The organism is Streptomyces sp. NBC_01214, assembly GCF_026340975.1.
GTDB lineage: Bacteria > Actinomycetota > Actinomycetes > Streptomycetales > Streptomycetaceae > Streptomyces.
On the sequence record NZ_JAPEOS010000001.1, the window covers coordinates 1,217,111 to 1,231,318 of the forward strand.

The following is a 14,208-nucleotide window of genomic DNA, read 5'->3' on the forward strand; positions in this document are numbered from 1 at the left end:
GGCACCCACCGCACTTCACGCTCCATACCGAACGCACCACAGCACGCACCACGACACGTACGACAGAGCGCAGTTCGACGCACGACCGACGGCGCGCCGAACGGGACGACGAGCGCGACGCACAGCACGGCACACGGTCCGCCTCCTGCACCTTCCCCGCAGGAGGCGGACCGCTGTCGTGGCAGCCGTTAGGGTGGGGCGCTGTCCAGCAGCCTCCGAGGGCACACCACCCCCGGACCCCCGGCCGGAGGGCCCGTACCGCGATGTCCCTGCACAGCCAGTCGACGGCCTCCTACCAGGCCCCAGCCACACCCGAGTTCCCCCGGCACGTCGTCACCGCGGTCCTCGTCGCCCATGACGGCGCCCGCTGGCTGCCCCGGACACTCGCCGGCCTCCTCGGCCAGGAACGCCCCGCGCAGAACCACATCGCCGCCGACACCGGCAGCGCCGACGACTCCGCGCGCCTGCTCACCGACGCCCTCGGCGACGACCGCGTCCTGCACCTCGCCCGCCGCACCGGCTTCGGCACCGCGGTCGACGAATCCGCACGCGCCGCGGGCACCCTGACCCCCGAGGACCTCCCCTACCTCAAGCGCCCCAGCGGCTGGGACCCCGTCAGCCGCACCTGGCGCGACGACACGTACGACCTACCCGACCTCCCCCACGGCGAACCCGTCCAGTGGCTCTGGCTCCTGCACGACGACAGCGCCCCCGAACCCGACGCCCTCACCGAACTGCTCCGCGTCGCCGACGAGAACCCCGAGGCCGCGATCATCGGCCCCAAACTGCGCGGCTGGTACGACAAGAAGCAGCTCCTCGAAGCCGGCGTCACCATCGCCCGCAGCGGCCGCCGCTGGACCGGCCTCGACCGCCGGGAACAGGACCAGGGCCAGCACGACCAGGTCCGCCCCGTCCTGTCCGTCTCCACCGCCGGCATGCTGGTCCGCCGCGACGTCTACGACGAGCTCGGCGGCTTCGACCGCCGGCTGCCCCTGATGCGCGACGACGTCGACCTGTGCTGGCGCGCCCAGAGCGCCGGCCACACCGTCCTCGTCGCCCCCGACGCCGTCCTGCGGCACGCCGAGGCCGCCGCCCGCGAACGCCGCACCGTCGACTGCGCCGGACGCACCACGGCCGGCCCGCACCGCGTCGACAAGGCCGGAGCCGTCTACACGATCCTCGCCAACAGCTCCGGCCGCGCCCTGCCGTACGTCCTGCTGCGCGTCCTGTTCGGCACCGTGCTGCGCACCCTCGCCTACCTCATCGGCAAGGCCCCCGGCCAGGCCGTCGACGAACTCACCGGCCTCCTCGCCACCCTGCTCCGCCCCGGCCGGCTCCTCGCCGCCCGCAAGGCCCGCCGCCGCCCCGCCGTCCCCGCCGCCGAACTGCGCCCGCTCTTCCCCCCGCCGGGAGCCTCCCTGCGGGCCAACGCGGAACAGCTCGCCGGCTACTTCGGGAGCGACCGCGACACCGCCGCCGCCCCCGCGGGCCGCCACGGCGGGGGCAGCGTCCTCGACGCCCCCCGCGAGGACGGCGACTACCTGGTGGAGACCGAGCGCTTCGCCCGCCTCAAGCGGCTCGCCCGCAACCCCGCGCCCCTCCTCCTCGCCCTCCTGGCCGTCGTCTCCCTCGCCGCGTGCCGCGCCCTGATCGGCGGCGGCTCCCTCATGGGCGGCGCCCTGCTGCCCGCCCCCGGCAGCGGCTCCGACCTCTGGGGCGCCTACACCGACGGCTGGCACGCCGTCGGCACCGGCTCCACCGCCTCCGCACCGCCCTACCTGGCCGTCCTCGGCACCCTCGCCACCCTGCTGTTCGGATCCACCCAGGCCGCCCTGACCCTGCTGCTCGTCGGATCCGTCCCGCTCGCCGGCCTCACCGCCTACTTCGCCTCCCGGCCGCTCGTCGCATCCCGGCTGCTGCGCGCCTGGGCGGCCATCGCCTACGCCTTCCTCCCGGCCGTGACCGGAGCCCTCGCCGGCGGCCGCCTCGGCACCGCCGTCCTCGCCGTCCTGCTCCCCCTCCTCGCCCGCGCCGCCGTCGCCGCCTTCGACCTCGCCGACGGCGCCGAAGCCACCGACCGGCGGGGCGGCCGGCGCGCGGTGTGGACGTACACGCTGCTGCTCACCCTCACCACCGCGTTCACCCCCGTCACCTGGCCGCTGGCCGCCGTCCTCGGGACCGCCGCGCTGGTGCTGCGCCGCGCGCACTGGAAGGCGTACGGCCTGCGGCTGCTCGCCACCCTCACCGTCCCGCTCGTCGTGCTCGCCCCCTGGTCACTGGGCCTGTTCACCCACCCCGGCCGCCTCCTACAGGAGGCCGGACTGCCCTACGGAGCCGGCTCCGCCGACGCCCTCGGCCTGCTCGCCATCAGCCCCGGCGGCCCCGGCACCGGCGCCGGACCGGTGCTCGTCGGCATCGTGCTGGCCGCCCTGGCCGCCCTGCTGCGCACCGACCGCGCCTTCGCCGTCCGCACCGCCTGGGCCGCAGCCCTGGCCGGACTGCTCCTCGCCGTCCTCCTCAACCGCACCGCCTGGGCCGGACCCGCCACCCTCGTCTACGGGCTCGCCCTGCTCACGGCCGCCGCGCTCGGCGCCGACGGAGCCAGGGAACGCGTCGCCGCCCGCAGCTTCGGCTGGCGCCAGCCGCTGGCCGCCCTCATCGCCCTGGCCGCCGCCGCGGGACCCCTGGTCGCCGCCGCCACCTGGATGCTCGCCGGCGCCGACGGCCCGCTACAGCGCCGCGACCCCGTACAGGTCCCGGCCTTCGTCGCGGACGCGGGCGGCGACGACAATCAGACCCGCACCCTGATCCTCGACCTCGACCCGCCCGCCACCGTCTCCTACAGCCTCGTCCGCGGCTCCGGCGGCCGCATCGGCGACGCGGAGGTCACCGCCCGCACCGGCGCCGACTCCCGACTCGACAAGGTCGTCTCCAACCTCGTCGCCGGTTCCGGCGCCGACCAGTCGAGCCAGCTCAGCGCCTACGCCATCCGCTTCGTGATGTTCCGCCCCGGCGGCCCCGAGGAGATCCGCCGCGTCCTCGACGCCACCCCGGGCCTCAGCCGTCGCCACCAGCAGGACGGCACCGCCCTGTGGGGCGTCGAACCCTGGCTGCCGCGCGCGGTCATCGTCTCCGGCAAGCAGGGCGAGGCCCCGATCCCGGTCGCCGCCGGACCCGTCGAGGTCCACAGCAAGATCCCCGCCGGTGACGCGGGCCGCGTCCTGCGCATCGCCGACCGGGCCGACGAAGGCTGGCGGGCCACCCTCGACGGCAAGCCCCTCAAGTCCAAGACCGTCGACGGCTGGGCGCAGGGCTTCGAACTGCCCGCCGACGCAGGCCGCGTCGACCTCGTCCACGAAGACTCCCTGCTGCGGACCGCCTGGTACTGGGCCCAGGGCCTCCTCGCCCTGGTCCTGCTGGTGATGGCCCTGCCCGGCCGCCGCGCCGAGCTCGACGACGACCTGCCGGAGGAGGAGGCCGCGCTCCCGAACCGGACCGGCCCCGGCGGCGATGCCGGCGAGGGCCGCCGCGCCCGCCGGCTGCGCGCCGAAGCGGAACCGGCCCCCGTACCGGTGGAGACCGCGGCGGTCGCCGACCCGTACGCGCAGATCCCGGCGCAGCCGGCGTACGGCGACGACGACGGCTACGCGTACCAGGCGTACGGCGACCAGGGCGGCTACGCGTACGAGCCGCAGCAGCAGGCCCCGTACGACCAGTACCCGCAGTACGACCAGCAGGGCGGGCAGGGCGGGCAGGGCGTTCAGGGCGTTCAGACCGGCCAGGCCTACGAGGACCCGTACCCGCAGCAGCCCCAGCACCAGCCGGTCCAGGACCCGGACCAGCAGCAGTACACCTACCCGTACGAGCCGTACCCGCCGTACGACCCCCCATACCCCCACGCACCGCACGACCCGCGTCCGGACGGGAGCCCCCAGCAGTGAAGCAGCGCGCACCCCTGACGCTGGCGGCGGTGACCGCGGCCCTGGCCGCCCTCACCGGCGTCGCCGCCCTGACCGCACCCGCCGCCGACGGGAAGGCCACCGACAGCAAGGTGGCCGCCGCCCGGATGCCGGTGGAGCGGTCCCTGCTGGTGTGCCCGGGGCCCAGCTCCTCGGACATCGCCGAGACCACGTACACGTCCTTCACCCCCGGCGCGGCCGGCGGCGCGGGCAAGGGCTCGGCCCGCCTGCTCGGCGCGACCAAGGACGCCAAGCCGGTGCTGGAACCCAAGGAGGCCGGCAAGCCCCTCGGGGCCACCGCCAGCGGCGCCGACGCGCCCGCCCTCACCGGCAGCGCCGACGGGGTCCTCGCCCCCGGCTGGACCGCGCAGCTGACCACCAAGGTGTCGGTCGGCCGGACCCGCGGCGTGCTCGGCGTCGGCTGCACCGCACCCGGCACCGACTTCTGGTTCCCCGCGGTGAGCACGGCCAAGGGGCGCGAGGACTACGTCCACCTCACCAACCCCGACGACGCCGCGGCCATCGTCGACGTCAAGATCTTCGGCCCGGACGGTCCGGCCAAGCCCGACGCGGGCACCAGCGAGAGCATCCGGGTCGACCCCAAGTCCACCAAGACCGTCCTGCTGTCCACCCTGGTCCCCGGAGCCCAGCTCGCGGACGCCACCGCCCACGTGACCACGCGCGCCGGCCGGGTGGGCGCATCGGTGCAGGTCGGCGAGGAGGGGGTGGGCGCCGATTGGCTGCCGGCCTCCGTCGACCCGGCCGGCTCGCTCGTCCTGCCGGGCATCCCGGCGGACGCCGCCTCCGTGAAGCTGGTCGTCTTCGTACCGGGCGAGGAGGACGCGGACCTGAAGGTGCGCCTGGCCGCACCCGGCGGCTCGATCAGCCCGGCGGGCAGCGAGCAGCTGCACGTCAAGGCCGGTATGACGGCGGCCGCGGACCTCAAGGACCTGACCCGCGGGGAGGCCGGTTCGCTGCTGCTGACCCCGTCCGACCCCAAGAAGTCCGCCCCGGTCGTCGCGGCGCTACGGGTGGTCCGCGGCAGCGGCGCCAAGCAGGAGATCGGCTTCATCCCCGCCACCGGGCCGGTCGGCGCACGCGCGACCGTGGCCGACAACCGGCCCGAGGAGAACGCCACCCTGCTGTCCCTGACCGCCCCGGGAGCCGACACGAAGGTCAAGGTCACCGCCTCACCGGGCACCGGCGGCGGCGAGACGGCCTCCCAGGACGTCGACGTCAAGTCGGGCACCACGCAGACGCTCACCCTGGCCCCGGCGGGCGGCAAGGGCTCCTACGCCCTCACGGTCGAGACCGTCTCGGGCGGCCCGGTCCACGCGTCCCGCACCCTGTCCCTCCCGCACGAGGGCATCGCGATGTTCACCGTCCAGGGGCTCTCGGACGACCACTCCACGGTCTCGGTCCCCAAGGCCACCCAGGACCTCTCCGTCCTGACCCGATGACGACCGGATGACGCAGCGCCCCCGGTACGCGACCGCCCGGCTCAGTCCTGGCCGTACCGGGGGTCCACCGTCTCCGGCGAGAGCCCCAACAGCTCCGCCACCTGCTCCACCACGATCTCGTGGACCAGCATCGCCTTCTCGTCCCGCGTCTTGGTGCGGATCTCCACCGGCCGCCGGAAGACCACGATCCGGGCGGGCCGCCCCTCGCGCGACTCCGACACCGCGCCCAGCGGCACCGCCTCGTCGTTCCAGCCGCCGTCCGGACCGCCCGGCGGCCCGGGCACGTCACCGATCAGGAACTCCACCTCGGCCAACTGCGGCCAGCGCCGCTCCAGCCGCTCCACGGAATCCCGTACGAGGTCCCCGAACAGCTCCGACCGGCTCGCCGCCAGCGGCACCTGAGGAGGAGCCACCGGACCGCGCATCCCCCGCCCGTGCCGGTCCCGCCGACGCGGGCGGGGCTCGGTTCTGGCCCCCGCAGGAGGCTCGGCGGGGCAGGGCGGAAGAGGGGTGTCGGTCACCCCCGCAGGGTAGCTCCGAGCACGACACGGGGGAGTGAGCGGCGGTGGAGTCGTCGCGGCCCGGTCAAGAGTGCGGTACCGTCCAACGTCGTGAGCCTTGTACGTCGCTGTTCGCGCACCGCGTGCGGCCGCCCTGCCGTCGCGACACTGACGTACGTCTACGCCGATTCGACCGCAGTTCTCGGCCCGCTCGCCACCTACGCCGAACCCCACTGCTACGACCTGTGCGCCGAGCACTCGGAGCGCCTGACCGCCCCGCGGGGCTGGGACGTCGTGCGCCTGTCCGACGGCTCCGGGCCGTCCCGCCCCAGCGGCGACGACCTCGAAGCCCTCGCCAACGCCGTGCGCGAAGCCGCCCGGCCGCCGGGACGCACGGCCGAGGCCGGCGGCCCCGGCCAGGGCGGCCCGTCCACCGGCGAGACCCGTCGTGGACACCTGCGCGTCCTGAGATCGCCCGATTCCTGACGCTCCGGCGGTCTGAAGAGCTGCTCCTGGTTCAGGGTAGGTTTTGCTGAACCGCACAGGACCTTCAGGAGGGCAGGCAGTGGCCGCAGATCTTTCGAACATCGTCAAGGCGTATGACGTGCGTGGCGTCGTGCCGGACGAGTGGGACGAGTCCCTGGCCGAGCTGTTCGGTGCCGCGTTCGTCGAGGTCGTGGGGGCTGGGGCGATCGTGATCGGTCATGACATGCGTCCGTCTTCGCCGGGGTTGTCGGCGGCGTTCGCGCGGGGTGCGGCGGCGCGGGGTGTGGACGTCACGCTGATCGGTCTGTGTTCGACGGACCAGCTGTACTACGCCTCCGGCTCGCTGGACCTGCCGGGTGCGATGTTCACGGCCTCCCACAACCCGGCGCAGTACAACGGCATCAAGCTCTGCCGTGCGGGTGCGGCTCCGGTGGGTCAGGACACGGGCCTGTCGCAGATCCGTGAGCTGGTGGAGAAGTGGTCGGACGAGGGTGCCCCCGTGATCCCCGAAGGCACCGTCCCCGGAACGGTCACGGAGCAGGACACGCTCACCGGTTACGCCGCCCACCTCAAGGGTCTGGTGGACCTGTCGTCGATCCGCCCGCTGAAGGTGGTCGTGGACGCGGGCAACGGCATGGGCGGCCACACGGTTCCGACGGTGTTCGAGGGTCTGCCGTTGGACGTGGTGCCGATGTACTTCGAGTTGGACGGGACGTTCCCGAACCACGAGGCGAATCCGCTGGATCCGAAGAACATCGTGGACTTGCAGGCGCGGGTGTTGGCGGAGGGTGCGGATCTGGGGATCGCGTTCGACGGTGACGCGGACCGTTGCTTCATCGTGGACGAGCGCGGTGTGGGTGTGTCGCCGTCGGCGATCACCGCGCTGGTCGCGGCGCGCGAGTTGGCCCGCAACGGCGGCAGCGGCACGGTGATCCACAACCTGATCACTTCCTGGTCGGTTCCCGAGGTCGTCCGGGAGAACGGTGGCACGCCGGTCCGCACTCGCGTCGGTCATTCCTTCATCAAGGAGGAGATGGCGAAGACGGGTGCGATCTTCGGTGGTGAGCACTCGGCGCACTACTACTTCAAGGACTTCTGGAACGCGGACACGGGCATGCTGGCTGCGCTGCACGTGTTGGCGGCGCTCGGTGGTCAGGACGGTCCGTTGTCGGCGTTGGTGGCCTCCTACGACCGGTACGCGGGCTCGGGGGAGATCAACTCCACGGTCGCCGACCAGGCGGCCCGTCTCGCGGCGGTGAAGGCGACCTACGGCGACACCGAGGGCGTCACGCTGGACGAGCTGGACGGTCTGACCGTGACCGCCCAGGACTGGTGGTTCAACGTGCGTGCCTCCAACACCGAGCCCCTGCTGCGCCTGAATGTCGAGGCCCGTGACGAGGCCACGCTGGCCAAGGTCCGCGACGAGGTCCTGGCCCTCATTCGCGCCTGACCCGCCGATTCAGGCCGGGCTCCGCCAAACCCAGCCCCGCCGGCGTGTGAGGCGAGGGTCCGGGCGGAGCCCGGGACCCGCCCGACCCCCGCCTCACGACACCGCACCGCCACGAACTCGGCGGTACGCTGACCTCGCCCCACCCACATGCCCGAAGGGAAACGCCCCATGCCGCTCGAAGCCGGCCTCCTGCAGATCCTGGCCTGCCCCGCCTGCCACTCGCCCCTCGAGGACAAGTCGGCCGACGAGACGACCCCCGAGTTGATCTGCACCGGCCAGGACTGCGGCCTCGCGTACCCGGTCCGCGACGGCATCCCCGTGCTCCTCGTGGACGAGGCCCGCCGCCCCGTCTGACCCCTGCAGCGCCGCACAGGCACACGCAGACGCTGAGACCGATTCCGCCACCCTGGATCCGTCAACACCGCCGGAGGCCGCCATGCTCGACGAGTCGCTCCTCGACGCACCGGACGATCTCGCCCGCGTCGACCGCCGGGGCCTGCTCCGCGGTGCGGCCGAGGCCGGAGCCAGAGTCCGTACCGCCGCCCGGCACGCGACCGAGGCCGGCCTCGCCGAGCTGCGCCCCGACGGCCGCCCGCGCTCCGTCCTGATCGCCGGGCCCGGCACCGCCGCCACCGGCGTCGCCGACCTGCTCGGCGCACTCGCCGGAGCCTCCGCGCCCGTCATCCGGCTGGATCCCACCGGCGTCGCCCACGCGGCCGGCGCCCTGCGCTGGGCCCTGCCCGGCTGGGCCGGACCCGTCGACCTGCTGCTCCTCGCCACCACCGACGGCACCGAGCCCGGGCTCGCCGTCCTCGCCGAGCAGGCGTACCGGCGCGGCTGCACCGTCGTCGCCGTCGCCCCCGAGCGCTCACCGCTGAGCGAGGCGGTGGACGGCGCGCACGGGCTGCTCGTACCGATGGCCAAGGCCCCGTACCAGGAGTACGACGAATCCGCCGCGGCCGGCCCCGGCGCCCTGTGGGCCCTGCTGACGCCGCTGCTGCTGCTCCTGGACAAGGTCGGCCTGATCACCGCCGCCCCCGACACCCTGCAGCTCGTCGCCGACCGGCTCGACCGAACGGCCGAACGCTGCGGGCCCGCCATCGCCACCTACTCCAACCCGGCCAAGACCCTCGCCGCCGAGCTCGCCGACTCCCTCCCGCTCATCTGGAGCGAGGGCACCGGCGCCGCTCCCGCGGGCCGCCGGTTCGCCGCCACCCTTGCCGAGCTCGCCGGCCGCCCCGCACTGGCCGCCGTGCTCCCCGAGGCACTGCCCGCCCACGGCGTCCTGCTCGCCGGATCCTTCGCCGCCGGCGCCGACCCCGACGACTTCTTCCGTGACCGCGTCGAAGAGCCCCAGGCCCTTCGTGCCCGCGTCGTCCTGCTGCGCGACCGGCCGGCCGGTGGCCTCACCGCCGCCCCCGCAGCACGCGAGCTCGCCCACAGCCACGACACGGCGATCAGCGAGCTCGAACCGGAGGAGGGCGTCGAACTGGAGCAGCTCGCCGAACTCCTCGCCGTCACGGATTTCGCCACCGCCTACCTGGCGTTGGCTTCCGCGGGACACAGCTGAGGCACTGAAGTACCCAGCTCTATCCAGGAAGACGACGATGGACCGCCTGACGAACACGATCCGCCCCTACGCCTGGGGATCCACCACGGCCCTCCCCGCGCTCCTCGGTGTCGAACCCACCGGTGAGCCCCAGGCCGAGATGTGGATGGGAGCCCACCCGGGCGCCCCCTCCCGCATCGACCGCGGAGCGGGCGAGCGGGCGCTCTCGGACGTCATCGCCGGCGACCCCGAAGGCGAGCTGGGCGCCGCCACCGTCGCCAAGTTCGGCCCCCGGCTGCCCTTCCTGTTCAAGATCCTTGCCGCCGGCGCCCCGCTCTCCCTCCAGGTCCACCCCGACCTGCTCCAGGCCCGGGAGGGCTTCGAGGACGAGGAGCGCCGCGGGGTCCCGATCGACGCGGACCACCGCAACTACAAGGACCCCAACCACAAGCCCGAAATGATCTGCGCCCTCACCGCCTTTGACGGGCTGTGCGGCTTCCGTCCACCGCTGGAGGCCGCGGAACTCCTCGAGGGCCTGGGCGTGGACAGCCTCAAGCCGTACGCGGACCTGCTGCGCGCGCACCCCGAAGAGGCCGCCCTGCGCGAGATGCTGACGGCCGTACTGACCGCGGACCGCGCCGAGATGGCCCACACCGTGCACGAGGTCGCCGCCACCGTCACGCGCATCGGTGGCCGCTACACCCCGTACGCCACGCTGGTCCACCACTTCCCGGGCGACCCGGGAGTCATCGCGGCGATGCTGCTCAACCACGTCCGACTCCAGCCCGGCGAGGCGATGTTCCTCGGCGCCGGAGTCCCGCACGCCTACATCGACGGCCTCGGCGTCGAGTTGCTGGCCAACTCGGACAACGTGCTGCGTGCCGGGCTCACCCCCAAGCACGTGGACGTGCCCGAGCTGCTGAAGATCGCGAAGTTCGAGCCGGGCGACCCGAACCTGCTGCGCCCCGAGGGCGACGCCGAGGAGGTCTACGAGACCCCCATCGACGAGTTCCGGCTCTCCCGCTTCCTCCTCGCACCCGGCGGCGCCTCCCGCGTCCTCCCGCACGACGCCCCGCAGATCCTGCTCTGCACGGCCGGCTCCCCGCAGGCCGGCGAACTGGCCCTGAGCCCCGGTGAGTCGGTCTTCGTACCAGCGGGCGAAAAGGTCGAACTGTCAGGAAGCGGGACGATCTTCCGTGCCACCGTGGTGGTCTGACACCGGGTCCCTCCCACCGGCTGCAACAATGTGCGGCCGGTAGTCAGTGGCTAGGAAGGACACCCTGCATCCATGAGCGCGTCGGGCGGTACCAAGGCGATCGTGGCGGCACTCGCCGCCAACCTCGCCATCGCTGTAGCCAAATTCGTGGCGTTCCTCTTCAGCGGCTCCTCGTCGATGCTCGCGGAAAGCGTCCACTCGCTGGCCGACTCGGGCAACCAGGGGCTGCTGCTCCTCGGCGGCAAGAAGGCACAGCGCGAGGCGACGCCGCAGCACCCCTTCGGGTACGGGCGCGAGCGCTACATCTACGCCTTCCTCGTCTCCATCGTGCTCTTCACCGTCGGTGGCATGTTCGCCATCTACGAGGGCATCGAGAAGATCAACCACCCGCACCCGATCGAGGCCTGGTACTGGCCGGTCGGCGTCCTCGTCTTCGCGATCATCGCGGAGTCCTTCTCCTTCCGCACCGCGATCAAGGAGTCGAACGAGATCCGCGGCAAGCAGACCTGGACCCAGTTCATCCGGCGGGCCAAGGCCCCCGAGCTGCCCGTCGTCCTCCTGGAGGACCTCGGCGCGCTGGTCGGCCTGGTGCTGGCCCTCGGCGGTGTCGGCCTGGCGCTCGCGACCGGCAACGGGGTCTGGGACGGCATCGGCACGCTGTGCATCGGTGTGCTGCTGATCGCCATCGCCATCGTGCTGGCCGCGGAGACCAAGTCCCTGCTGCTCGGTGAGGCCGCCGGGGTCGAGGAAGTCGAGAAGATCAAGGCCGCGGTGGTCGACGGGGACGTCGTCACCCGCGTGATCCACATGCGCACCCTGCACCTGGGCCCGGAGGAGCTGCTGGTCGCCGCCAAGATCGCGGTCGAGGGCAACGACACCGCGACCCAGGTGGCCGACGCGATCAACGCCGCCGAGGCCCGGATCCGCGAGGCGGTCCCGATCGCCCGGGTGATCTACCTGGAGCCGGACATCTACCGCCCCGAGGCCGCCAAGTAGCTGCCGAGCAGCCGTGAACGCCCGAAGGCCCCCGCGAGCAGCAGCCCGCGGGGGCCTTCGTCGTGGCCGGGGCCCTCAGGTCCCCGGCGGCGGCACCAGCCCCGCGTACGCCGGGTGCACCGCGGTCGCCGCCGCCCGGCGGCGGAGCCGCAGTGAGACGGCGCCGAGCAGCGCACCGGCGCACAGCACCGCGACGCCGACGAGTGCCCCGGACCGCAGGCCGACGAGCAGCGGATCGCCCTCGTCGACCATCGTGCCGTTCACGTCCGACAGGGGCACGGTTCCGCTCTGCGAAAACTCGAACCGGAAGCGGGAGTCGGCGGAGTTGCCGCGGTTGTCGCCCAGCACGAACAGCCGGCCCCTGGGCACCCTCACATCGAACGCGGGCGACCCCGCCACCGGATCGCCGTTCAGGACGTACGGCTCGTCCAGCGGCTGCCCGTTCAAGGTCAGCGTCCGGTCCCCGGGCGTGTAGGAGATGTGGTCGCCGCCGACCGCGACCACCCGTTCCACGGACTGGTGCTGCTCACCCCAGGCCGCCGCGTCGAAGAGCACCACGTCGCCGCGGTTCACCTTGATGGTCAACAGGTTGAAGGTCACCGACGATTCCGTTGCGAGGGTCGGCCTCATGTGACCCCCCGGCACGAACTTCGTCGGCATGAAGAAGTACCCGCCCAGACCCCCGACGCAGCCCAGGAGCGCACCCAGCACCAGCAGTGCCACCGCTGTCACCCCCAGCCGACGTCCCGCCACCCGGCCCTGCATTCCCATGCTCCCGCCCCTGCTCCGCTCGATCCGACGTGCGGCCGAACTGTACGGGCCGGTCGCGCCGGGCCCGCCGACGGGGTGTCACACCACGTGAGGCGCACCCTCGGGGCGCCCGGAGGAAAGACATGGCCAGTTCTCCGGCTGACTGGGGCAGACTCCGCCGATCGGTGTAGATTCGTGCCCAGTGTCAGGCGTCGCTGCTGATGGCGGGTTGGGCGGTCCCTGCGACCGGCCGAGGGGAGAGAGGACCCCCGACGGACTGTGCTCGGTGTCCCGTCCCCAGGACGGCGCACGGCCCAGCCGTACCCACCCTCTCGAACCATGAGGAGCAGCACCCATGGACTTCAAGGTCGCAGACCTCTCCCTTGCCGCGTTCGGCCGCAAGGAGATCACCCTGGCCGAGCACGAGATGCCGGGTCTGATGTCGATCCGCGCCGAGTACGCGCAGGCGCAGCCCCTGGCCGGCGCCCGCATCACCGGCTCGCTGCACATGACCGTGCAGACCGCCGTACTCATCGAGACCCTCGTCGCCCTCGGCGCCGACGTCCGCTGGGCCTCCTGCAACATCTTCTCCACCCAGGACCACGCGGCCGCCGCCATCGCGGTGGGCCCGAACGGCACCCCGGAGAACCCGCAGGGCGTCCCCGTCTTCGCCTGGAAGGGCGAGACGCTGGAAGAGTACTGGTGGTGCACGGAGCAGGCGCTGACCTGGCCGAACACCCCCACCGGCGGCCCGAACATGATCCTCGACGACGGTGGTGACGCCACCCTCCTCGTCCACAAGGGCGTCGAGTTCGAGAAGGCCGGCTCGGCCCCGGACCCGTCGACGGCGGACTCCGAGGAGTACGCCCACATCCTCACCCTGCTGAACCGCACCCTCGGCGAGTCCCCCCAGAAGTGGACCCAGCTCGCGTCCGAGATCCGCGGCGTGACGGAGGAGACCACCACCGGTGTCCACCGCCTCTACGAGATGATGTCCGAGGGCACCCTGCTGTTCCCGGCGATCAACGTGAACGACGCCGTCACCAAGTCGAAGTTCGACAACAAGTACGGCTGCCGCCACTCCCTGATCGACGGCATCAACCGCGCCACCGACGTCCTCATCGGCGGCAAGGTCGCGGTCGTCTTCGGCTACGGCGACGTCGGCAAGGGCTGCGCCGAGTCGCTGCGCGGCCAGGGCGCCCGCGTCATCGTCACCGAGATCGACCCGATCTGCGCGCTGCAGGCGGCGATGGACGGATACCAGGTCGCCACCCTCGACGACGTCGTCGAGACGGCCGACATCTTCATCACCACGACCGGCAACAAGGACATCATCATGGCCTCCGACATGGCCAAGATGAAGCACCAGGCCATCGTGGGCAACATCGGCCACTTCGACAACGAGATCGACATGGCCGGCCTCGCGAAGGTCGACGGCATCGTCAAGGACGAGGTCAAGCCCCAGGTCCACACCTGGAAGTTCCCCGACGGCAAGGTCCTGATCGTCCTCTCCGAGGGCCGCCTGCTGAACCTCGGCAACGCGACCGGCCACCCGTCCTTCGTGATGTCGAACTCCTTCGCGGACCAGACCCTGGCCCAGATCGAGCTCTTCACCAAGCCGGAGGAGTACCCGACCGAGGTCTACGTGCTCCCGAAGCACCTCGACGAGAAGGTCGCCCGCCTCCACCTCGACGCCCTCGGCGTCCGCCTCACCACCCTGCGCCCGGAGCAGGCCGCGTACATCGGCGTCCAGGTCGAGGGCCCGTACAAGCCGGACCACTACCGCTACTGATCACCGACTGATCAACCGCGGACGTACCTGACGCAGGCCCCCGGCACCCG

At 72.8% G+C, this 14,208-nt stretch carries 11 protein-coding genes; 9 read left to right on the forward strand and 2 right to left on the reverse strand.

Annotated elements, in window-relative coordinates:
- Positions 1-263: 263 nt before the first annotated feature.
- Both OG594_RS05830 and OG594_RS05835 read left to right on the forward strand, forming a co-directional pair.
- Positions 264-3,941, forward strand: a complete 3,678-nt coding sequence (locus tag OG594_RS05830; protein ID WP_266595826.1) for a glycosyltransferase family 2 protein — start codon at positions 264-266, stop codon at positions 3,939-3,941.
- Entirely contained in the window at positions 3,938-5,419 is a 1,482-nt protein-coding gene (locus OG594_RS05835; protein WP_266595828.1) for a DUF5719 family protein, read from the forward strand. The genes OG594_RS05830 and OG594_RS05835 overlap by 4 nt, the downstream gene beginning before the upstream one ends.
- A 41-nt stretch (positions 5,420-5,460) precedes the next feature.
- Here the strand turns inward: OG594_RS05835 and OG594_RS05840 are convergent, their stop codons facing one another.
- Complete coding sequence (locus OG594_RS05840; RefSeq protein ID WP_266602652.1) at positions 5,461-5,844, reverse strand: metallopeptidase family protein; 384 nt, start codon at positions 5,842-5,844, stop codon at positions 5,461-5,463.
- Positions 5,845-6,030: 186 nt separating this feature from the next.
- Here OG594_RS05840 and OG594_RS05845 point away from each other — a divergent pair, with 186 nt between their 5' ends.
- The 6 genes from OG594_RS05845 to OG594_RS05870 all read left to right on the forward strand — a co-directional run bounded on the left by OG594_RS05845 (position 6,031) and on the right by OG594_RS05870 (position 11,616).
- Positions 6,031-6,405, forward strand: coding sequence for a DUF3499 domain-containing protein (locus tag OG594_RS05845; RefSeq protein WP_266595834.1), 375 nt, complete (start codon positions 6,031-6,033; stop codon positions 6,403-6,405).
- Between the two features lie 79 nt (positions 6,406-6,484).
- Positions 6,485-7,855, forward strand: coding sequence for a phosphomannomutase/phosphoglucomutase (locus tag OG594_RS05850; protein ID WP_266595836.1), 1,371 nt, complete (start codon positions 6,485-6,487; stop codon positions 7,853-7,855).
- 168 nt (positions 7,856-8,023) lie between these two features.
- Positions 8,024-8,209 (forward strand): Trm112 family protein, encoded by a 186-nt coding sequence (locus OG594_RS05855; protein WP_266595838.1) that lies wholly within the window; start codon positions 8,024-8,026, stop codon positions 8,207-8,209.
- A gap of 82 nt (positions 8,210-8,291) precedes the next feature.
- Entirely contained in the window at positions 8,292-9,425 is a 1,134-nt protein-coding gene (locus OG594_RS05860) for an SIS domain-containing protein (protein WP_266595840.1), read from the forward strand.
- A 37-nt stretch (positions 9,426-9,462) separates the two neighbouring features.
- On the forward strand, positions 9,463-10,620 hold the full coding sequence (gene manA, locus OG594_RS05865) for a mannose-6-phosphate isomerase, class I (RefSeq protein ID WP_266595842.1): 1,158 nt from the start codon (positions 9,463-9,465) through the stop codon (positions 10,618-10,620).
- A 72-nt stretch (positions 10,621-10,692) separates the two neighbouring features.
- Positions 10,693-11,616, forward strand: coding sequence for a cation diffusion facilitator family transporter (locus tag OG594_RS05870; protein WP_266595849.1), 924 nt, complete (start codon positions 10,693-10,695; stop codon positions 11,614-11,616).
- Positions 11,617-11,691: 75 nt separating this feature from the next.
- On the opposite strand, the gene lepB is transcribed toward OG594_RS05870, so the two are convergent.
- On the reverse strand, positions 11,692-12,387 hold the full coding sequence (gene lepB, locus OG594_RS05875) for a signal peptidase I (protein WP_266595851.1): 696 nt from the start codon (positions 12,385-12,387) through the stop codon (positions 11,692-11,694).
- 334 nt (positions 12,388-12,721) lie between these two features.
- Between lepB and ahcY the strand changes: the two genes are divergently transcribed.
- On the forward strand, positions 12,722-14,158 hold the full coding sequence (ahcY, locus tag OG594_RS05880) for an adenosylhomocysteinase (protein ID WP_266595858.1): 1,437 nt from the start codon (positions 12,722-12,724) through the stop codon (positions 14,156-14,158).
- Positions 14,159-14,208: the final 50 nt, after the last annotated feature.